The organism is Nocardia sp. XZ_19_231 (genome assembly GCF_015355705.1).
GTDB lineage: Bacteria > Actinomycetota > Actinomycetes > Mycobacteriales > Mycobacteriaceae > Nocardia > Nocardia salmonicida.
The window spans coordinates 1,273,832-1,292,742 of sequence record NZ_JACUZI010000001.1 but is presented as its reverse complement, the minus strand read 5'-3'; the positions used below and the strand labels follow the sequence as shown (position 1 = coordinate 1,292,742).

Genomic DNA, 18,911 nt, shown 5'->3' with positions numbered 1-18,911 from the left:
TGATTACCGATGCTACCTGTCGTCGGACCGCGATGATCGGCCAGCCGCGACGGTGTTCGCCACGCGTTCAATCCGAGACAGCGGCCGCCGCCCCGGTCAGCTCCGCGAACAATCGGGTTCCGGTGAACCGTGCGGTGTCGCCGGCCTCGGCGATCCTGATCAGTTCCGTCAACCGCCGGTTGACCGGCGTCGGGTGTCCCACCATCTCGCCGAGGCGCACGATTTCCCCGCACAGCCACGCGATTTCGGTGCGTCGGCCGAGTGCGAGGTCATCGGCCATCGACGAGCGCGCGAGCGGGTCGATGGCGAGCACCCGGCCGAACACCCGCCGGAAGACGGAGTCGGGAACACGAAGTAGATGCACCATCAACTCGGGCGGAACGGGGGTGAGCTGTGCGGGCCGAATTCGCGCAGTGTTCATCACGGCGAGGGCTTCGGACTGGGTGAGTGCGAGGCAGCGGCGGAAGTCGCGCTCGGCGAGCTCCTCGCGCAGCGGCCTGCCCGACAGCGCGTTGATCGGGTTGTTCAGATTGAGCAGAAGTTTGGCCCATTGCACCGGACGCAGGTCGCGGTGGCGGCGCAGGGGCAGGCCCGCCGCGCGGAACCGTTCGGCGAAGCGGTCGACGACCTGGTCGTCCTGGATCGCGAGGTCGCCGTCGCTGGCGCGGTGGAAACACCCGCGACCGCGATGCACCACGTTGAACATCACCATCCCGGCCAGCGCGATGCTGGTCGGCAGGATCTCTCTGATCACAGAGTCGTTGCCGATGCCGTTCTGCAGGCTCACCACCGGCGTGCCGGGGCGTAATCGCCCCGCGACGGCACGGACCGCGGCGGCGGTGTCGGCCGATTTCACGGTGACCAGGACCAGGTCGGCCAGTTCGGGTTCGTCGGGTTCGAGCGCGAGGCCGAACCGGTCGGGTGCGACCTCGGTCGAACCGCCGTCCAGATCGGTCAGGCGCAGGCCGTGCTCGGCGATGTCGTCGAGGATGCGCTGACGGCCGACGAAGATCACTTCCATGCCCGCGGCGGCCAGGTGACCGCCGATGAAGACCCCGACGCTGCCCGCACCGAGGACCAGTACTCGCTGACTCACGCGGGTTCGGTCTCCCCCACCAGTCCGGCGGCCGCGTAGGCGGCCAGGGCTGCGTCGGCGCGCATGCGCACGGCCGCCACCAGTTCCGGTGGCCCGAGCACGGAGACGCCGGTACCGAAGCCGAGCAGCAACCGGGCCATCCAGTCCGGCGAGGCGAAGCGCATACCCGCCTCGATGCTGCCGTCGGCGCGTGATTCGATGCGGTGCATGGGGTACTGGTCGAGCACCCACGCGTAATCGGCGCGGATCCGCAGCCGGGCCAGCGGCACGTCGGGGTCGTCCTGGAACAGGTCGAGCGCGGCGGCGTCGGTGGCGGCGTGGCTCGGCGCGTGGGCCGGTTCGTCGAGTTCGGTGGCGTCCTCGATCCGATCGAACCGGAACAGGCGAACGCCTTCGGCCTGCCTGCACCAGGCCTGCAGGTAGCTGTTGTTGTCGACCAGCACCACCCGAATCGGGTCGACGATGCGTTCGGACACCTCGTCGCGACTGGCGGAGTAATAGACCAGGCGCAGGGCCCGCGCGTCGGCCAGCGCGGCGCGCACGGTCGCGACCACCGGCTTCTCGACGGGGACCTCGACCGGTTTGCCCGCGACCACCGCGTCGCTGCTGGCGATCGCCGATTCGATCTTGGCGATGGCGGCGTGCGCGGCGGTCGGGTCGACCATGCCCGGCATCTCCACGATCGAGCGAAGTGCCACCAGCAGTGCGGTGGCCTCGGTGGAGGTCAACCGCAGCGGCCGTTCGATCCCGGCTGAGAAGGTGACCTCGATGCTCTCCTCGGAGAACGACAGGTCGATCAGATCGCCGGGGCCGTAGCCGGGCAAACCGCACATCCACAGCTGGTTGAGGTCGCTCATCAGCTGTTTGGTGGTGACACCCAGTTCCGCGGCGGCCTCGGCCGCGCTGATACCCGGGTGCGCGAGTAAGTACGGCACCATGTTCAGCAGGCGCGAAAGTCGTAGGGAAAGGCGCGAACTCACGACGTGACCTCCGTGTGGTCGAGTACCGACCGTAGCCGGTCCATCACGTCGGCGCGCAGTTCCGGTGGTTCGAGAACGAGGACGTCGGGGCCGAGGCCGGTGATCAACCGGGCCACCCAGTCCTTGGATCGGACCGGCACCTCGAGCACCGAGCCGGGGCGACCGCCCAGATCGCGGGTCTCTACTTCGGTGCCGATGCGGCGCAATTCGCGCCCACGGCCCTTGGCCACCCACACGGTGGCCGACCCGGTGACGGGAGCATCGCCGGTGACCCGGTCGACGATCGCGCGCAGGTCGGTGTGCGCGGGCTTGTGCACCGCGTCGACCGGACCGTACGGCCGCACCTGCCCGCCGATCCGCGACAGCCGGAACGTGCGAACCGCGTCGCGTTCGCGGTCGTGCCCGACGAGGTACCAGCGCCCGTGCCGAGTCACCACACCCCACGGTTCGACATCGCGGGTCACGAACGGATCGGTGACGGCGCTGTGGTGGCCGAAACGCACCGCCTGCCCCGCGTCGATCGCCGCAAGCAGCTCCCGCAGCACCGGCTCCGACCCACGGGTGCGTGCTGGCACCGCGGGAACCGACACTCCGACGTTGTCGGTCTCGACGGTGACCCCGGCCGCGCGCAACTTCAACAGCGCGCCCTCGGCCGCCCCGGCCAATTCCGGCGAGGCCCACATCTGCACCGCGACGGCGACCGCTGCGGCTTCCTCGCTGGACAGGTCGATATCGGGCAGCTCGTAGGCGTCCCGGTTGATCCGATACCCCTCGAGTGTCGAGAACCTTCCCACCGGACCGACTTCCAAGGGGATGCCCAGATCGCGCAATTCGTTCTTGTCACGCTCGAACATCCGGCTGAACGCCTCGTCGGTCGCGGAGTCCTCGTAACCGGCCACACTGGCGCGAATACGTTCCGCGCTCAGGAACTGCCTGGTCGACAGCAGCGCGATGACCAGATTCATCAGCCGCTCGACCTTGGATATCGCCACCCGATAGAGGGTAATGGTCGCGCCCCCTCCCCCGCGCGTCGGCGCACAGTTGCGCCGCGGCCGGGGACCATGGACAGCGCCCCCACCGAAAGGACCCACGATGCTCGTCGCCTTCTCCGTCGCCCCCAGCGGTTCCGCCCACGCCGACGGCTCGGTCGGCGAAGCTGTCGCCGCGGCCGTTCGCGTGGTCCGCGATTCCGGCCTCCCGAACCGCACCGACGCGATGTTCACCACCATCGAAGGCGAATGGGACGAGGTGATGGCGGTGATCAAGGCCGCCACCGACGCCATCCTGGCCACCGCCCCGCGCTGCAGTCTGGTCCTCAAGGCCGACATCCGTCCCGGCGTCACGGATGCGCTGAACACCAAGGTCGAAACCGTCGAGCGCCTTCTCGCCGACGGCTAGTTCTGGCCGGTGGATGCGACAATGTGACGGTGGACCTACGTCTGACCTGCCGTGCCGCGGGCATCGGCGTGGTGGCGGTCAGCGAGCACGTCGGTCGCGCTCGTCCCCACCGGGCCGTTCCCACGCTGTCCGCGCGGTTGGTCGTCAGCCTCGGCGCCCCGATCGAGGTCGACTACGACGGACGGACCCTCAACGCCCAGGCGGTGGTGGCCGGATTGATGCGGCCCGGGATCGCGACACCGGTCACGACCCTGCGGCCGCGGCAGCCGACGGCCTATGTCGAGTTGTCGGCCGCGGCCTTGCGCAGGCTGATCGGGATGCCGCTGAGCGAGGTGGACGCGGGCGGTGTGATCGCCGATGCTGTTCTGCCGTGGGTGAACTCGCTGTGCGAGGAGTTGGCGGACCATCCCGTCGGTCACCGCGAGACACTCCTGCGAATCCGGCTTCTCGACCAGCTGTACCGGGCCGATCCCGACACCCGAGCCGACGACGCCTACCGCGCGCTGGACCTGATCCGAGCCGGTAGCGGGACGGCTTCGGTCGACGACCTCGCGCGCGAGGTGCACCTGAGCCCCCGGCGACTGCGACACGTGATGCGACGCTCGCTGGGGATCACCCCGAAGTTCGCCTCCCGCGTGGCCCGTGTGGAGTCCGCGGTGGGCCGTGCGGGCACAGGTGCTGCCTCGTGGGCCCAGGTGGCAGCCGAGTCGGGCTACCACGACCAGAGCCACCTCGTGCACGACTTCCGCGACCTCATGAACACCACGCCCACCGAGTGGCTCGACGAAGAGGGCCGAAATCTACAAGGCCGACAACGCCCCGCTCGGTGAGCATGGAGGCATGAACAACCACCTGGTCCCGAAGCTGCTGGTCTCCGATGCGCAGGCAGCGATCACCTTCTACACCGAGGCGCTCGGAGCCGAGGTGAGTCTTCGAGTCGCCGATGACAACGGCGTGGTGAACCATGCCGAACTCACGCTCGGCGCGGTCGTCTTCGCTCTGGCGCAGAGTGTCGAGGAATGGGGGTGGTCCGATCCACGTTCGGTGGGCGGCTCGCCCGTGCTGCTCGTGCTCACCGTTGCCGACCCGGAGGCCGTAGCGCACCGGATGGTGCGCTACGGCGCCGAGCTCGTGATCCCCGTCGAGAACCGCCCTTACGGCAAGCGCCAGGGCAGGGTGGCGGACCCGTTCGGCCACCTCTGGGTCATCAGCGGAGAACTCCGATAGTCAGCGGAGGAAGCGGGCGATGGAATCGGCCACACACGCCGGGCGGGGCGCGTTTTCGAGTTCGACGGTGACGTGGCGATGGATTTGGACGCCGCCGGGAACTTCGGTGACCTCGGTGAGGGTGAGGTGGGCGCGGATGCGGCTGTCGACGGGGACAGGGGTGAGGAAACGGACTCGGTCGAAGCCGTAGTTGATGCCTACCTTCGCGGCGCTGACGCTCATGATCTGTTGGGTCATCGGCACGATCAGCGACAGGGTGAGGAGTCCGTGGGCGATGGTGGTGCCGTAGGTGCCCGCGGCGGCGCGTTCGGCGTCGACATGGATCCACTGGTGGTCGCCGGTGGCCTCGGCGAACAGGTCGATGCGGCGCTGGTCGACGGTGACCCACTCGCTGGGGCCCAGTTCGGTTCCGACCGCGGCGCGCACGGCGTCGAAATCGGCGAAATCCGTTGTCATGCCGCTCCTCCGAAACGTTGGCGCAGTTCGCGCTTGAGAACCTTGTGGGTGGGACCGAGCGGTAGCTCGGTGACGAATTCGACGCGGCGCGGGTACTTGTACTTCGCGACCTGAACCTTGGCGAAGTCGATCACTTCCTGCTCGGTCAGCGCGCCGTCCGGCACGACAACCGCCACGACCTCCTCACCGTAATGCTCGTCGGGCACGCCGATCACCGCGACCTGCGCGATGTGCGGGTGCCGCATGAGGGCCGCTTCCACCTCGGTCGGATAGACGTTGAAACCACCGCGCAGGATCATCTCCTTGATCCGGTCGACGATGCGCACCCGGCCGGTTTCGTCGCGGGTACCGAGATCGCCGGTCCGGAACCACCCGTCGATCACGGCCGCCGCGGTCGCCTCCGGCCTGCCGGTGTAGCCGCTGAACACGTTGTGCCCACGCACCACCACCTCCCCCACGGCGCCGATGGGCAGCAATTCGATGCGATCGGCGATCGCGGGATCGGCGATCTCCACATCGACTCCCCACACCGAATGCCCCACGGTGCCCGGCTCGGTGCCGAAGCACGGCTGGTTCACCGCGGCGGTCGGCGAGGTCTCCGACAGCCCGTATCCCTCGAGCACCGGCGCGTGGAAGACGCGCTCGAATTCCTCGAGCACGGCCACGGGCAGTGCGGCGCCACCGCTGATGCACAGTTTCAGCTCCGGCAGTCGCGGTGCCGATGCCGCCGCCTCGATCAGCGACAGATACATGGTGGGCACACCGTGGAACAGGTTGACCCGCTCAGCCTCCATCAGCGCAATAGCCGCGGCCGCATCGAATCTCGGCATCAGCACCAGGGTGCCGCCGACCCGCCAGTGCGAATTCATCGACACCGTCTGCCCGAACACGTGGAACAGCGGCAGCGCGCCGAGTGCGATGTCGTCGCGGTGGATCTCGTTGGCGTCGAAGGTGTTCACCGTCGCGCACATCACCATATTGAGATGGCTGAGTTCGGCGCCCTTGGGCGTTCCGGTGGTGCCGCTGGTGTAGAAGACGACGGCGGTATCGAGGGGACCACGCGAGACGAAGTTCGGAATCACTTCGCCGACAAGCTCTTCGGGTGCCACGATATCGATGCCGGCGTTGCGAGCGGCTTCGGCACCCGTGGCCGCGACCATCGGATGACAGATCAGCGACGAGGCGCCGCTGTCGCGCAGCACGTACTCCATTTCCGGCGCGGTGAGCAGCAGATGCACGGGCACCACCGTCGCGCCCGCGGCCAGGATGGCGAAGTAGGCGCGCGGGAAGTCGGCGGTGTTCGGACACAGCAGCCCGACCCGGTCACCGGGTTTCACACCACGCGCGATCAGGGCACCGGCTTGTTCGCGGGCCTGGCGCCACAGCTCGGCGAAGGTGATGCGGGTGTCGCCTTCGATCAGGGCGAGGTGGTTCGGTCGGCGACGGGCCGGTTCGGCGAGGATGCTCGCCAGGGAAAGAGTGGCGTTCATGGTGTTCCTAGTGTTCGAAGCGATGGAGGTGGACAGCGAGGCCTTGTCCCACGCCGACGCACAGGGTGGCGATCGCGTGGCGCGCGTCGCGTTCGACGAGTTCGAGTGCCGCGGTGAGCGCCAGCCGCGCACCACTGGCGCCGAGCGGATGTCCGAGCGCGATCGCACCACCGTTGGGATTGACGTGATCGGCGTCGTCGGGCAGGCCGAGCCCGCGCAACACCGCAAGGGCTTGCGCGGCGAAGGCTTCGTTGAGCTCGATGACGTCGATCTCACCGATCCCCAAACCTGTTCGGGCGAGCAGTTTTTCGACGGCAGGCACCGGCCCGATACCCATGGTTCGCGGCGCGACGCCGGCCGCGGCCACCGCCCCGACCCGTGCCAGCGGGGTGAGACCGTACCGACGAACCGCGTCCTCGGAGGCGAGCAGCAGCGCAGCGGCGCCGTCATTGATCCCCGAGGAGTTGCCCGCGGTGATCGATCCGCCGGGCCCCACGGCCCGCAACGCCGCCAGCGACTCCGCACTGGTCTCGCGCGGATGTTCGTCCCGATCGACGAGCACCGGTTCACCGCGCCGCCGCGGCACCGGCACCGCGGTGATCTCGCGCGCCAGCCTGCCCCGGTCGATCGCCGCCGCCGCCCGCTGCTGCGAGCGCAACGCGAACGCGTCCTGATCGGCACGCGCGATGCCGTACTCGTCGGCGATGTTCTGCGCGGTTTCGGGCATCGTGTCCGTGCCGTACCGTTCACGCATCCGGGGATTCACGAACCGCCAGCCGATCGTGGTGTCGGTTAGTTGCGCCGAACGATCCCATGGCGCACCACTTTTCGGCAGCACATATGGCGAGCGGGTCATCGATTCCACCCCACCGGCGATCACCAGGTCCGCGTCACCGGACCGGATCGCCCTGGCCGCGGAGCCCACGGCATCCAGACCGGACGAGCACAGCCGGTTCACGGTGAGACCGGGCACGGTCACCGGCAACCCGGAAAGCAGGGCCGCCATCCGCGCGACATTGCGATTGTCCTCGCCCGCCTGGTTCACGCAGCCGAACACCACATCGTCGACGGCGCCGAAATCCACGCTCGGCAGGCGCGCTACCAGCGCCGCGATCGCGTGCGCGGCAAGGTCGTCGGGGCGCACGTCGGCCAACGCGCCCCCGTACCGGCCGAACGGCGTCCGCACACCGTCGACCAGATACGCGGCGCCCGTCACAAGCCCATGTCCTTGGCGATGATCATCTTCATCACCTCGCTGGTGCCGCCGTAGATCCGGTTGACCCGGTTGTCGGCGTACAGGCGGGCCACCGGGTACTCGTTGATGTAGCCGTAGCCACCGTGCAGCTGCAGGCAGCGGTCGATCACCCGCGAGGCCACCTCGGAGCAGAACAGTTTGGCCGAGGCCGCGTCGGCGGCGGTGAGCTCATCGCGGTCGAGGGCCTCCAGCGCCCGGTCCACGACCGCCTCGGCGGCGTCGACCTCGGCCTGACAGGCGGCCAGTTCGAACTTGGTGTTCTGAAACTGCGCGACCGGCTGGCCGAAAACGTTACGGCCCCTTGTGTATTCGAGGGTGAACCGAATCGCCGACTTGGCCTGGGCGTAGGCGCCGAGCGCGATCGAGAGCCGTTCCTGCGGCAGATTCTGGCCCAGGTAGCTGAAACCCTTGTTCGCCTCGCCCAGCAGATCCGAGACCGGCACCCGCACGTCGGTGAACGACAGCTCGGCCGTGTCGGACACCTTCAGACCCAGCTTGTCCAGCTTGCGGCCCACCGCGTATCCCGGCGAGTTCGTGTCGACGACGAGCAGCGAGATCCCGTGACGCCGATCGGTGTCCGAGGCAGGGGCCGTCCGCGCGCAGACGATCACCCGATCGGCGTGCACACCACCGGTGATGAACGTCTTGGAACCGTTGAGCACGTAGTGCGTGCCGTCCTCGGAAAGCTGCGCGGTGGTCCGCATTCCGGCGAGGTCGGAGCCGGTGCCGGGCTCGGTCATCGCGATCGCGAACATGATCTCGCCCGAGACGAACCCCGGCAGCCAGCGCTGCTTCTGTTCTTCGCTCGCGAGATTCTTCAGATACGGCAGGCACAGGCCCACGTGCACGCCCGAACCACCGAAAGACACACCGGCGCGGGTGGTTTCCTCCAGCAGGATCGCCTGGAACTTGAACGACTCGATGCCGGCGCCACCGTATTCCTCCGGCACCTCGATCCCGAACACACCGAGATCGGCCAGCTTGCCGTAGAACTCGCGCGGCACGATGCCCGCCTCGTACCACTGGTCGTAGACCGGTGCGACCTGCGATTCGATGAACGCGCGCACGGTCTTACGGAATGCCTCGTGCTCGTCGTTGAAAACTGTTCTCTGCATGATGGTTCTCCGAAATCTAGAGACGACGTCCGCCGTCGACGTACACGGTCTGTCCGGTGACGAACCCGGCATCGTCGGAGGCGAGGAAGGCGACCACATTCGCGATGTCGGCGGGCAGGCCGACCCGGCGCAGCGGGGTGATCTCGGCGGTCTTCGCCTGCAGTTCCTCGGCGCTCATGCCCCTGCGCGCCGCGGTGGCCGCGGTCATCTCGGTGGCGATGAAGCCGGGTGCCACAGCATTGACGCGAATCCCGAACGGGCCGAGTTCCATGGCCAGCGTGCGGGTCAGGCCCTGGATGCCGGCTTTCGCCGCCGCGTAGTTGGCCTGACCACGGGTGCCGAGCGCCGAAACGCTCGAGGTGTTGACGATGGCGCCGCCGCCGTTGTCCACCATGTGTTTCTGCGCGGCCTTGCAGCACAGGAACGCACCGCGCAGGTGCACCGCCATCACGGTGTCCCAGTCCTCCACCGACATCTTGAACAGCAGGTTGTCGCGCAGCACGCCCGCGTTGTTCACGAGGACGTCGAGCGAGCCGAAATCTGCCACAGTGCGCGCGACGGCGGCGGCTACCTGCGCCTCGTCGGCGACATCGCAGCCGAGGCCGATCGCGGTGCCGCCCGCCGCGTTGATCTGCCCGGCGGCCAGTACCGCGGCGTCGGCGTCGAGATCGAGGACGGCCACGGCGAATCCGTCGTCGGCCAGGCGGGCGGCGGTCGCCGCGCCGATACCGCGGGCCGCCCCGGTGACGAGGGCTGTTCTGTGGATCATGGGTCGTACTCCTGTGTCAGACAATGGCATTCACGCCGGTGAGGGCGCGCCCGATGAGCAGTTTCTGGATCTGGGTGGTGCCCTCGTAGAGGGTCAGCACGCGGGCGTCGCGCAGGTACTTGGCGACGGGGTATTCATCGATGTAGCCGTAGCCGCCGAACACCTGGATCGCGTTGTTGGCTGCGGAGACCGCCGCCTCGGAGGCGAACAACTTCGCCATCGACGCGGCGGTGCCGAAAGGTTCGCCGCGGTCGGCGAGATCGGCTGCGCGCCAGGCGAGTAGCCGTGCGGCGTCGGTGTCGACGGCGATATCGGACAGGAGTTCCTGCACCAGCTGGTAGCCGGCGATCGGCTTGCCGAACTGTTCACGCTCACCGGCGTAACGCACCGCGGCTTCGAGGCAGGCACGAGCCAGCCCGACACACCCGGACGCGACCCCGATGCGGCCCTTGTCCAGCGCGGACATCGCGATCCGGAAGCCCTGCCCCTCCTCGCCGAGGCGCAGCGCGTCGGGCACCCGAACCCCGTCGAGGACGAGTTCGGCGGTGGCCTGGCCGCGCAGACCGAGCTTGCCCTTGATCTCGGTCCGGCCGAAACCCGGTGCGTCCGTCGGCACCACGAACGCCGTGACCCCCTTGGGCCCGGGGCCGCCGGTCCGCGCGAATACCAGCGCGTGATCTGCCCAGGTGCCGTTGGTGATGAAGATCTTGGTGCCGGACAGGACCCAGTCCGAACCGTCACGTGTCGCCCGGGTGTCGAGGTTCGCCGCATCCGAGCCGGTGCCGGGTTCGGTCAGCGCGAAACAACCGAGCTGCTCCCCCGCGCAGATTCCCGGCAGGAACCGCTGCTTCTGCTCCTCGGTGCCGTACGCGGCGATCGACTTGCCGAACAGGCCCAGCGAGACCGACACGATGCCGCGCACCGCGCTGTCACCGCGCCCGAGCTCCTCGAGCAGCAGGCAGTAGTCGAAGGTGTCGCCTCCGGAGCCACCGTATTCCTCCGCGATCCCGATGCCGAGGAAGCCAAGCGCACCGAGCTTGCCGACGATCTTCGGATCCACCGATTCGTCGCGATCCCACTGGGCGGCATACGGCACGACTTCCTTGTCCACCCAAGTACGGGCGAGTTCGCGCAGGTCGGACTGCGCGGGGGTGAGCTGGAAATCCACGGAACCACTCCTGAACCAAACGGCGTTAGGTTTACTCGGGCACCGTATCCTAACGCCGTTCGGTTAATCAAGAGTCGTTTTCGACATCGGTGATACCGTTCGATTCCCCGACGAGAGATGGAGGAGCGCATGGCGAGGCCGCGCGTACCGCTGTTGAGCCGCGAGCGAATTCGCGACGCCGCGCTGGTCCTGATCGACCGCGACGGGCTCGCCGAGGTCTCCATGCGCAAGCTGGGCGCCGAACTCGGCGTGCAGGCCGCCTCGCTCTACGGCCACTACCCGAACAAGGACGAGCTGTTCGACGACATCGCCACCGGCATCATGAGCCTCGTCGACACCTCGACCTTCGACACGGTGAGCTGGGATCGAGCACTCGCGGACTGGGCACGCAGCTATCGCGCGGCACTGGCAACCCACCCGAATTTCGTGCCGTACCTGGCCACGGGCCCGGGGCGCCGCGCCGAGAATCTCCGCGCCGCCGACGCCGTGCACGGCGGTCTGGTCGGTGCGGGCTGGCCACCGCGCTACGCCACCATGATCGGCGCGGCCACTCGCTACCTGGTCATGGGTTCGACGGTCGGCTCGTTCGCCGGGGGGTTCGCCGACGACGTGCAGGTCTACCGCGACCGGTACCCGCACCTGAACCAGGCCCACCTGCTGCGCGCGATCGCCGACGAAATCGATGACGACAGTTTCGAATTGGCGCTCACCGCGTTCGTCGCCGGGCTCAACGCCACCTACGCGACGGTCGTCACCGCGGACTGAGCCGCCCTACACACGAGGGAACCGGTGGCGCCTACGCAATCGCTCCCATGCGCCACCGGTTCCGTCGTGGTCCCCCCGTCTGAGGGGTTCGCCTACATCGAGGCGATCAGCCGGTCGACGCGCTCGTCGACCGATCGGAACGGATCCTTGCACAGCACCGTGCGCTGCGCCTGGTCGTTCAGCTTGAGGTGCACCCAGTCGACGGTGAAATCGCGGCCGGCCTCCTGAGCGGCGGTGATGAAGTCGCCGCGCAGCTTGGCCCGCGTGGTCTGCGGCGGGGTGTCCACCGCGGCGTCGACGGCGTCGTCCTCGGTGATCCGCTTGGCCAGACCCTTGCGCTGGAGCAGGTCGAACACACCGCGACCACGCTTGATGTCGTGATAGGCCAGATCCAGCTGGGCGATCTTGGGATCCGACATCTCCATGCTGTAGCGGTCCTGGTAGCGCTGGAACAGCTTGCGCTTGATCACCCAGTCGATCTCGGTGTCGACCTTGGCGAAGTCCTGCGCCTCGACCGCGTCGAGGGTGCGACCCCACAGATCCACCACCGCGTCGACCTGCGGATCGCGGTCGCGGTTGCGCAGGTGCTCGACCGCGCGGGCGTAGTACTCGCGCTGGATCTCGAGGGCGCTGGCCTGACGTCCGCCGGCCAGGCGCACGGGACGACGACCGGTGAGATCGTGGCTGACCTCGCGAATGGCCCGTATCGGGTTGTCGAGGGCGAAATCGCGGAACGACACCCCCGCCTCGATCATCTCCAGCACCAGCGACGCCGTACCCACCTTGAGCATGGTGGTCGGTTCGGCCATGTTGGAGTCGCCGACGATCACGTGCAGGCGCCGGTACTTCTCGGCGTCGGCATGCGGCTCGTCGCGGGTATTGATGATCGGGCGCGAGCGAGTGGTCGCCGAGGAGACGCCCTCCCAGATGTGCTCGGCACGCTGCGACAGGCAGAACGTGGCCGCCTTCGGCGTCTGCAACACCTTGCCTGCCCCACAGATGAGCTGGCGGGTGACCAGGAACGGGAGCAGCACATCGGAGATCCGGGAGAACTCACCCGCGCGGACCACGAGGAAGTTCTCGTGGCAGCCGTAGGAGTTGCCCGCGGAGTCGGTGTTGTTCTTGAACAGGTAGATGTCGCCGCCGATGCCTTCCTCGGCGAGGCGCTGTTCGGCGTCTATGAGCAGGTCTTCCAGTACCCGCTCGCCTGCCCGGTCGTGGGTGACCAACTGCACCAGGCTGTCGCATTCGGCGGTGGCGTACTCGGGATGCGATCCGACGTCGAGGTACAACCTGGCACCGTTGCGAAGGAAGACATTGGAGCTACGGCCCCAGGACACCACCCGGCGGAACAAGTACCGGGCTACCTCGTCGGGGGACAGCCGACGGTGACCGTGGAAGGTGCATGTCACACCGAACTCGGTCTCGATCCCCATGATTCGTCGCTGCACACTATCGACACTACAGCCATGACCAGTGCCCGCGCGGCGCTCCTGACATCCCATTCGCATACGTGTTCACAACGATTCGGACAGCGAACGACCGCCGCGCACACGACGAGATCGGGCCTGCGAACCAGAGTGATTCGCAGGCCCGATCATGATCGTGACGGTGGGTTATTTCCCCGCGTCGTCGTCGGGTTCTGGCAGTTTCGCCTCTTTGACCGGCTTCGGCTTGGGCTTCGACGCGGCGAGCGCCGACTCCAAGGCCGGGCCCTGCAGCCTGCGGAACGCCCGACGCGGCCGCTGCTGCTCGAGCGTGGCCACCTCGAGGGAGGCCTCACCGAGCGAACGCTTGTCCTTGTCGGCTTCGGGCTGACCGGCCAGCAGTGCGCCGATCGCCACCTTCAACGCGTCGTCCAGGGACAGACCCGGCTTGTAGGTGGCTTTGAGCTGGGTCAGGATCGGCTCGGTGGTGCCGCCCATGACGACGTACTCGCGTTCGTCGACGATGGACCCGTCGAAGGTGATCCGGTACAGCACCGAGGTCGGTGACTGTTCGGGATAACCCACCTCGGCGACGCAGATCTCCACCTCGTAGGGCTTGAGCTGATCGGTGAAGATCGACCCAAGGGTCTGCGCGTACAGGTTGGCCAGCCCACGCCCGGTGACATCGCGCCGGTCGTACTGGTAACCCTTGAGGTCGGCCTGCAGGATGCCGCCGCGGCGCAGGGCCTCGAACTCGTTGTACTTACCGACCGCGGAGAATCCGATGCGGTCGTAGAGCTCGCTGACCTTGTGCAACGTCGCCGAGGGGTTCTCGGCGACAAACAGCACGCCGTCGGCGTAGACCAGCACGATCACGCTGCGACCGCGACCGATGCCCTTACGGGCGAGCTCGGTCTTGTCGCGCATGATCTGCTCGGCCGAGGCGTAATACGGCAGCGTCATAGGACGGCGCCCCCTTCTTCCGCGGCTTCCCGGTCGGCGATCACACCGCGGGCGATCTCGGCGAGACGATCCTCACCGATCTCGTCCGCACCGTCGGCGCCGATCACCACCGCTGTCGGGAAGATCCCGCGCAGCATGTCGGGACCACCGGTGGCGGTGTCGTCGTCGGCGGCGTCGAACAGCGATTCCACCGCGATCCGCAGGGCCCGATCCTGATCGATGCCGCGCTGGTAGAGCTTCTTCAGCGACGACTTCGCGAACATCGAACCCGAGCCGACGGCGGTGTAGCCGAACCGCTCCTCGCTGCGCCCGCCGACCACGTCGTAGGACACGATGCGACCGGACCGGTCGAGGTCGAGGATCTGGTCGTCGAAACCGACCAGCAGCGGGATCGCGGCCAAACCCTGCATGGCGGCAGGCAGATTGTCGCGAACCATCTTCGACAGCTTGTTGGCTTTACCGTCGAAGGTGAGCGGTACGCCTTCGATCTTCTCGTAGTACTCCAGCTCCACCGCGAACAGCCGAACCATTTCGATCGCGATGCCCGCGGTGCCCGCGATGCCTGCCGCCGAGAAGGTGTCGGTGATATACACCTTCTCGGTGTCGCGGCTGGCGAGCAGGTTGCCCATGGTCGCCCTGCGGTCGCCCGCGATCAGTACGCCGCCACGGTAGGTGACCGCGACGATGGTGGTGCCGTGCGGCGCCAGGTCCTTCGTCGCGGTCAGATCCGAGGTCGGAAACCTGTTGGCGGGCAACAGGTCCGGAGCGTGCATGCGGAGATGTTCGGTGAACGAGGAGAGAGCCCGCCCCGCGTGGAGGCGCAAGGGGTCACCTGGGGTCACTGGCCGCCCTTCTGCACATATGCCCGCACGAAGTCTTCGGCGTTCTCTTCGAGCACGTCATCGATTTCATCGAGCAAGTCGTCGGTTTCCTCCGCGAGCTTCTCGCGGCGTTCCTGCCCTGCCGCGTCGACGCCCTCGGGGCCCTCGTCCTCGTCGCCACCCCCGGCGCGCTTGGTCTGCTCTTGTGCCATGGCAGCCGACCTCCTCTTCCTCATCACGATGATCGTGTGTGTCCCACAACCCTACCGAGCCGATCCGACAAGGTGGTCGATAGCGATCGGATTGTCGCGCGGTCGTGCCCCGCGACGCGTCAGTGGGTGAGCTGCTCGACCAGTTCCGCGGCCGTGCGCGAGGCGTCGAGCAGCTTTCCTACGTGCGCTTTCGTGCCCCGGCGCGGTTCCAGCGTCGGAATCCGCACCAGCGAATCACCCCCGAGATCGAAGATCACCGAATCCCAACTGGCGGCGGCGATATCGGCGCCGAACCGGCGCAGGCACTCACCGCGGAAGTAGGCGCGGGTGTCGGTGGGCGGGTTGGTCATCGCGTCGAGCACCTGCTGCTCGCTGACGAGCCGCTTCATCGACCCGCGCGCGACCAGTCGGTTGTAGAGCCCCTTGTCCAGGCGCACATCGGAGTACTGCAGGTCCATCAGGTGCAGTTTCGGCGCGGCCCAGCCCAGCCCTTCCCTGGTGCGCATGCCCTCGAGCAGACGCAGTTTGGCCGGCCAGTCGAGCAGGTGCGCGGCCTCCATCGGATCGCGCTCGAGCAGGTCCAGGACCATCGCCCAGTTGTCGAGGATGTCGAGCACGCGCGGGTCGTCGTTGCCTTCGCGGTGGACGAACTTGGCGGCCCGCTCGTGGTAGAGCCGTTGCAGCGCAAGGCCGGTCAGCTCGCGACCGTCGGCAAGGGCGACGGTGGCGCGCAGCGTCGGGTCATGGCTGATCTGGTGCACGGCGGTGACCGGGCGGGCGAGCTGGAACTCCGAGAGGTCCTCGCCCCCCTCGATCATGTCGAGCACCAGCGCGGTGGTGCCGACCTTGAGGTAGGTCGACATCTCGGCGAGGTTGGCGTCGCCGATGATCACGTGCAGTCGCCGGTACTTGTCGGCGTCGGCGTGCGGCTCGTCGCGGGTGTTGATGATGCCGCGCTTGAGCGTGGTCTCCAGGCCGACCTCGACCTCGATGTAGTCGGCGCGCTGGGACAGCTGGAAACCGGCGTGGTCACCGGACTGGCCGATGCCGACCCGGCCCGCACCGCAGATCACCTGGCGGGAGACGAAGAACGGCGTCAGGCCCGCGATGATGTGGCTGAACGGGGTGTCGCGGCTCATCAGGTAGTTCTCGTGGGTGCCGTAGGAAGCGCCCTTGCCGTCGACGTTGTTCTTGTACAGCTGCAGCCGGGGCGCGCCCGGCACGCTCGAGGCATGCCGGGCGGCCGCCTCCATCACCCGCTCGCCCGCTTTGTCCCAGATGACCGCGTCGAGCGGATCCACGACCTCGGGTGCGGAGTACTCCGGGTGGGCGTGGTCGACGTAGAGCCGGGCGCCGTTGGTGAGGATCATGTTCGCCGCGCCGACCTCGTCGGCGTCGATGACCGGGGCGGGCCCGCTCATCCGGCTCAGATCGAATCCACGCGCGTCACGCAGCGGGGATTCCACCTCGTAGTCCCACCGGGTCCGCTTGGCTCGCGGCAATCCCGCGGCGGCGGCATAGGCGAGAACGGCCTGCGTGGAGGTGAGGATCGGGTTGGCCGTCGGCTCCGTGGGGGTCGAGATGCCGTATTCGACCTCGATTCCGATGATGCGCTGCATGCAGACGAGCCTAGGCGACGGGTCCGACCCGCACCCGCATCTCGGCCCAGCGGGGCCGTGGGAGGCCGGGAACGTCCCCCAAGAGGGGGACTACGGAATCGTCCTCGTGAGCGATCCGCTGAGCCGGTGGTCGCGCTGATACTCGGTGCATGACCGACGCCGTCGCACCCGCCGCCGCAGCGCCCGCCGCGCCAGGGCCCGCTCGCCTGATCGCGCTGGATGTGCTGCGCGGCATCGCGATCCTGGGCACTCTCGGTACCAATATCTGGATCTTCACCGATGCGGCGGGCATGGTCGGCTACCTCGACGAGCTCGGCGCGACCCCCGAGAACGCCTGGATGTGGTCCGAACGGGTGCTCCAGCAGCTCGCGCAGGGCAAATTCCTCGGCCTGCTCACGGTGATGTTCGGGATCGGGCTCGCCATCCAGCAGGGGTCGGCGCAGCGTGGCGGGCGGCCGTGGCCCGGCAGATACCCCTACCGCGCGGGACTGCTGTTCCTCGACGGTCTACTGAACTTTCTGTTCGTGGCGGAGTTCGACGTACTGATGGGTTATGCGCTGACCGGCCTGGTGGTCGCGTACATACTCGCGACAAGTGAACGAGCACAACGCCGTTGGCTGGTCATCGCCGCCTCGGTCCACGTGACGATGTTGACGTTGTTCGCAGCCGCCTGGACCTTCGCGCCACCACAGGAGAGCGCCGACTCGGCACCGCTCGACCCGAATCCCTATGCGGACGGCTCCTTCTGGGATCTGGTGCTGTTCCGTATCGACAACGCCCTGATCTTCCGGCTCGAGACGATCTTCGTGTTCCCGATGTCGATCGCGCTGTTCCTGGTCGGCGCGCGACTGTTCCGTGCGGGCGTCTTCCGGCCCGAGGGCGCGCGAATTCGCCGCAGGCTCATGGTGATCGGGTTCGTGATCGCCGCGCCGCTGGATCTGGGGGTCGGCATCGTGGGCGGTGGCAACTTCATCTTCTTCACGCGGTACGGGACGGCGCCGTTCGTCGCCCTCGCGATCTTGGCGGCGGTCGCCGAGTTCTACCTGCGCAGGCCCCGCATCGGCTTCGCGGGCACACGATTGAGCGAGGTCGGCCGCACCGCCCTCAGCTGCTACATCCTGCAGAACCTGATCGCCGGAATCCTCTGCTACGGCTGGGGTTTCGGCCTGGCGGCACGGGTATCCGACTCGGCGAGGGTGCCGTTCACCGTGGCGATCTACCTGCTCGTCGCCGCCGCGATCATCACCTTCGCCCACCTGTGGTTGCGCCGATTCGAGCGCGGCCCCGTGGAGTGGCTGTGGAATCGAACCTATCGCGCGCTGGCCGGTTGAGTCAGCGCAGTCGCTCACCGGGCGGCGGGGCCGCGTCCGGCGCGATGAGCAGGTCGGCGATGAGCGAATCCCGTTGCAGCGGAACACCGAGACTGCGCGCGTTGCCCTCGAACAGCGACAGCACCGACTCGGTCAGAATGCCCTGCACCTGCTCGGTGGTGAGGACCGGTTCCGATTCCGCGCGCCAACTCGCCACCACACCGTCGACGAGACCGACCATGCCGAATGCCATCGGCCGACCACGCGCCGGGTCGATACCGAACCGGGCCAGGGTGGCCGCGAAGATGTCGGCAAGCTGTCCACCCACCGCGCGGCCCGCGCCGCTCAGACTCGGCGCGCCCTGCGGTGCCGCGTCGCCGAGGAAGCGGTGCAGATTCGGGTGGCGTTCGATCCAGCCGAGGTAGGTGCCGATGGCACCGCGGACGGCTTCTTTGAGCGAGCCCTCGGACTGCAGGGCGGGCAGCAGCTCCGCGAGCAGCAGCTCCAGGATCCGCTGCCGCGACAGCGCGTCGAGTTCGGCCCGCCCACCGACATGGCGGTAGACCACCGGTCGAGGCAGTGCCAGATGTTCGGCGATCAACTGCACCGAGATCTCGAGACCGTGTTCCTCGATCACCTCGATGGCGGCGTCGATCATCTCCGCGCGGCGGCGCTCTTTGTGGCCGTGCCAGCGGGTGGCGCGACCGTCGCCGGCGGTCTGATCGGCGTGCGCGGATGGTGCAGTCACAGTGGCAACGATACCCGTGCCGATATTGACCGTGACATGGCGTTCCACTAACCTTGGTGATACACGCTGTAACACCTAGCGTGGCACGTTAC

20 protein-coding genes are annotated in these 18,911 nt (G+C 67.8%); 5 read left to right on the top strand and 15 right to left on the bottom strand.

Annotated elements, in window-relative coordinates:
- Positions 1 to 67 precede the first annotated feature (67 nt).
- From IBJ82_RS05825 to IBJ82_RS05815, 3 genes are read right to left on the bottom strand one after another with little or no spacing between them, the layout of a single operon-like run.
- Complete coding sequence (locus IBJ82_RS05825; protein WP_194824845.1) at positions 68 to 1,096, bottom strand: 2-dehydropantoate 2-reductase; 1,029 nt, start codon at positions 1,094 to 1,096, stop codon at positions 68 to 70.
- Entirely contained in the window at positions 1,093 to 2,076 is a 984-nt protein-coding gene (locus IBJ82_RS05820; protein WP_194824844.1) for a YafY family protein, read from the bottom strand. The genes IBJ82_RS05825 and IBJ82_RS05820 overlap by 4 nt, the downstream gene beginning before the upstream one ends.
- Complete coding sequence (locus IBJ82_RS05815) at positions 2,073 to 3,068, bottom strand: YafY family protein (RefSeq protein ID WP_194824843.1); 996 nt, start codon at positions 3,066 to 3,068, stop codon at positions 2,073 to 2,075. Before IBJ82_RS05815 ends, IBJ82_RS05820 begins: the two co-directional genes overlap by 4 nt.
- 100 nt (positions 3,069 to 3,168) lie before the next feature.
- Between IBJ82_RS05815 and IBJ82_RS05810 the strand changes: the two genes are divergently transcribed.
- The 3 genes from IBJ82_RS05810 to IBJ82_RS05800 are packed head-to-tail and all read left to right on the top strand — an operon-like array spanning position 3,169 to position 4,701.
- Positions 3,169 to 3,474: a thiamine-binding protein gene (locus IBJ82_RS05810; RefSeq protein ID WP_194824842.1), complete on the top strand. Its 306-nt coding sequence runs from the start codon at positions 3,169 to 3,171 to the stop codon at positions 3,472 to 3,474.
- 29 nt (positions 3,475 to 3,503) lie between these two features.
- On the top strand, positions 3,504 to 4,304 hold the full coding sequence (locus IBJ82_RS05805; protein WP_194824841.1) for an AraC family transcriptional regulator: 801 nt from the start codon (positions 3,504 to 3,506) through the stop codon (positions 4,302 to 4,304).
- 10 nt (positions 4,305 to 4,314) lie between these two features.
- Positions 4,315 to 4,701, top strand: coding sequence for a VOC family protein (locus IBJ82_RS05800; RefSeq protein WP_194824840.1), 387 nt, complete (start codon positions 4,315 to 4,317; stop codon positions 4,699 to 4,701).
- Here the strand turns inward: IBJ82_RS05800 and IBJ82_RS05795 are convergent, their stop codons facing one another.
- The 6 genes from IBJ82_RS05795 to IBJ82_RS35310 are packed head-to-tail and all read right to left on the bottom strand — an operon-like array spanning position 4,702 to position 10,954.
- Positions 4,702 to 5,157: a MaoC family dehydratase gene (locus IBJ82_RS05795; RefSeq protein ID WP_194824839.1), complete on the bottom strand. Its 456-nt coding sequence runs from the start codon at positions 5,155 to 5,157 to the stop codon at positions 4,702 to 4,704.
- Positions 5,154 to 6,647 (bottom strand): long-chain fatty acid--CoA ligase, encoded by a 1,494-nt coding sequence (locus tag IBJ82_RS05790; protein ID WP_194824838.1) that lies wholly within the window; start codon positions 6,645 to 6,647, stop codon positions 5,154 to 5,156. The genes IBJ82_RS05795 and IBJ82_RS05790 overlap by 4 nt, the downstream gene beginning before the upstream one ends.
- 7 nt (positions 6,648 to 6,654) lie before the next feature.
- The gene (gene pcaF, locus IBJ82_RS05785; RefSeq protein ID WP_194824837.1) at positions 6,655 to 7,863 is read right to left on the bottom strand and encodes a 3-oxoadipyl-CoA thiolase; all 1,209 of its coding nucleotides are present in this window, start codon (positions 7,861 to 7,863) and stop codon (positions 6,655 to 6,657) included.
- The gene (locus tag IBJ82_RS05780) at positions 7,860 to 9,017 is read right to left on the bottom strand and encodes an acyl-CoA dehydrogenase family protein (RefSeq protein WP_194824836.1); all 1,158 of its coding nucleotides are present in this window, start codon (positions 9,015 to 9,017) and stop codon (positions 7,860 to 7,862) included. Before IBJ82_RS05780 ends, pcaF begins: the two co-directional genes overlap by 4 nt.
- A 16-nt stretch (positions 9,018 to 9,033) precedes the next feature.
- Positions 9,034 to 9,786 (bottom strand): 3-oxoacyl-ACP reductase FabG, encoded by a 753-nt coding sequence (fabG, locus tag IBJ82_RS05775; protein WP_194824835.1) that lies wholly within the window; start codon positions 9,784 to 9,786, stop codon positions 9,034 to 9,036.
- Positions 9,787 to 9,802: 16 nt separating this feature from the next.
- On the bottom strand, positions 9,803 to 10,954 hold the full coding sequence (locus tag IBJ82_RS35310) for an acyl-CoA dehydrogenase family protein (RefSeq protein ID WP_194824834.1): 1,152 nt from the start codon (positions 10,952 to 10,954) through the stop codon (positions 9,803 to 9,805).
- A gap of 129 nt (positions 10,955 to 11,083) precedes the next feature.
- On the opposite strand from IBJ82_RS35310, the gene IBJ82_RS05765 reads away from it, so the two are divergent.
- Complete coding sequence (locus IBJ82_RS05765) at positions 11,084 to 11,719, top strand: TetR/AcrR family transcriptional regulator (RefSeq protein ID WP_194824833.1); 636 nt, start codon at positions 11,084 to 11,086, stop codon at positions 11,717 to 11,719.
- A gap of 92 nt (positions 11,720 to 11,811) precedes the next feature.
- On the opposite strand, the gene pafA is transcribed toward IBJ82_RS05765, so the two are convergent.
- From pafA to dop, 5 genes are all read right to left on the bottom strand, one after another.
- Positions 11,812 to 13,170 (bottom strand): Pup--protein ligase, encoded by a 1,359-nt coding sequence (gene pafA, locus IBJ82_RS05760; protein WP_194824832.1) that lies wholly within the window; start codon positions 13,168 to 13,170, stop codon positions 11,812 to 11,814.
- A gap of 165 nt (positions 13,171 to 13,335) precedes the next feature.
- A complete protein-coding gene (gene prcA / locus IBJ82_RS05755) occupies positions 13,336 to 14,109 on the bottom strand; it encodes a proteasome subunit alpha (protein ID WP_194824831.1) in 774 nt (257 codons plus the stop codon).
- Positions 14,106 to 14,951, bottom strand: coding sequence for a proteasome subunit beta (gene prcB, locus IBJ82_RS05750; protein ID WP_194824830.1), 846 nt, complete (start codon positions 14,949 to 14,951; stop codon positions 14,106 to 14,108). Before prcB ends, prcA begins: the two co-directional genes overlap by 4 nt.
- Positions 14,948 to 15,142, bottom strand: coding sequence for a ubiquitin-like protein Pup (locus IBJ82_RS05745; protein WP_019047503.1), 195 nt, complete (start codon positions 15,140 to 15,142; stop codon positions 14,948 to 14,950). Before IBJ82_RS05745 ends, prcB begins: the two co-directional genes overlap by 4 nt.
- Before the next feature lie 119 nt (positions 15,143 to 15,261).
- Positions 15,262 to 16,761 (bottom strand): depupylase/deamidase Dop, encoded by a 1,500-nt coding sequence (gene dop / locus IBJ82_RS05740; RefSeq protein ID WP_194824829.1) that lies wholly within the window; start codon positions 16,759 to 16,761, stop codon positions 15,262 to 15,264.
- A 149-nt stretch (positions 16,762 to 16,910) separates the two neighbouring features.
- On the opposite strand from dop, the gene IBJ82_RS05735 reads away from it, so the two are divergent.
- Entirely contained in the window at positions 16,911 to 18,092 is a 1,182-nt protein-coding gene (locus IBJ82_RS05735; protein WP_194824828.1) for a DUF418 domain-containing protein, read from the top strand.
- 1 nt (position 18,093) lies between these two features.
- Here IBJ82_RS05735 and IBJ82_RS05730 read toward each other — a convergent pair whose 3' ends face one another.
- Positions 18,094 to 18,819: a TetR/AcrR family transcriptional regulator gene (locus IBJ82_RS05730; RefSeq protein ID WP_370585162.1), complete on the bottom strand. Its 726-nt coding sequence runs from the start codon at positions 18,817 to 18,819 to the stop codon at positions 18,094 to 18,096.
- Positions 18,820 to 18,911: the final 92 nt, after the last annotated feature.

What these genes read in the sequence shown, in the direction of transcription:
- IBJ82_RS05810 (WP_194824842.1), top strand. Translation starts at nt 3,169, where the DNA reads ATGCTCGTCGCCTTCTCCGTCGCCCCCAGCGGTTCCGCCCACGCCGAC.
- IBJ82_RS05800 (WP_194824840.1), top strand. Translation starts at nt 4,315, where the DNA reads ATGAACAACCACCTGGTCCCGAAGCTGCTGGTCTCCGATGCGCAGGCA.
- IBJ82_RS05795 (WP_194824839.1), bottom strand. Translation starts at nt 5,157, where the DNA reads ATGACAACGGATTTCGCCGATTTCGACGCCGTGCGCGCCGCGGTCGGA.
- IBJ82_RS05790 (WP_194824838.1), bottom strand. Translation starts at nt 6,647, where the DNA reads ATGAACGCCACTCTTTCCCTGGCGAGCATCCTCGCCGAACCGGCCCGT.
- IBJ82_RS05780 (WP_194824836.1), bottom strand. Translation starts at nt 9,017, where the DNA reads ATGCAGAGAACAGTTTTCAACGACGAGCACGAGGCATTCCGTAAGACC.
- fabG (WP_194824835.1), bottom strand. Translation starts at nt 9,786, where the DNA reads ATGATCCACAGAACAGCCCTCGTCACCGGGGCGGCCCGCGGTATCGGC.
- IBJ82_RS05765 (WP_194824833.1), top strand. Translation starts at nt 11,084, where the DNA reads ATGGCGAGGCCGCGCGTACCGCTGTTGAGCCGCGAGCGAATTCGCGAC.
- prcA (WP_194824831.1), bottom strand. Translation starts at nt 14,109, where the DNA reads ATGACGCTGCCGTATTACGCCTCGGCCGAGCAGATCATGCGCGACAAG.
- IBJ82_RS05745 (WP_019047503.1), bottom strand. Translation starts at nt 15,142, where the DNA reads ATGGCACAAGAGCAGACCAAGCGCGCCGGGGGTGGCGACGAGGACGAG.
- dop (WP_194824829.1), bottom strand. Translation starts at nt 16,761, where the DNA reads ATGCAGCGCATCATCGGAATCGAGGTCGAATACGGCATCTCGACCCCC.
- IBJ82_RS05735 (WP_194824828.1), top strand. Translation starts at nt 16,911, where the DNA reads ATGACCGACGCCGTCGCACCCGCCGCCGCAGCGCCCGCCGCGCCAGGG.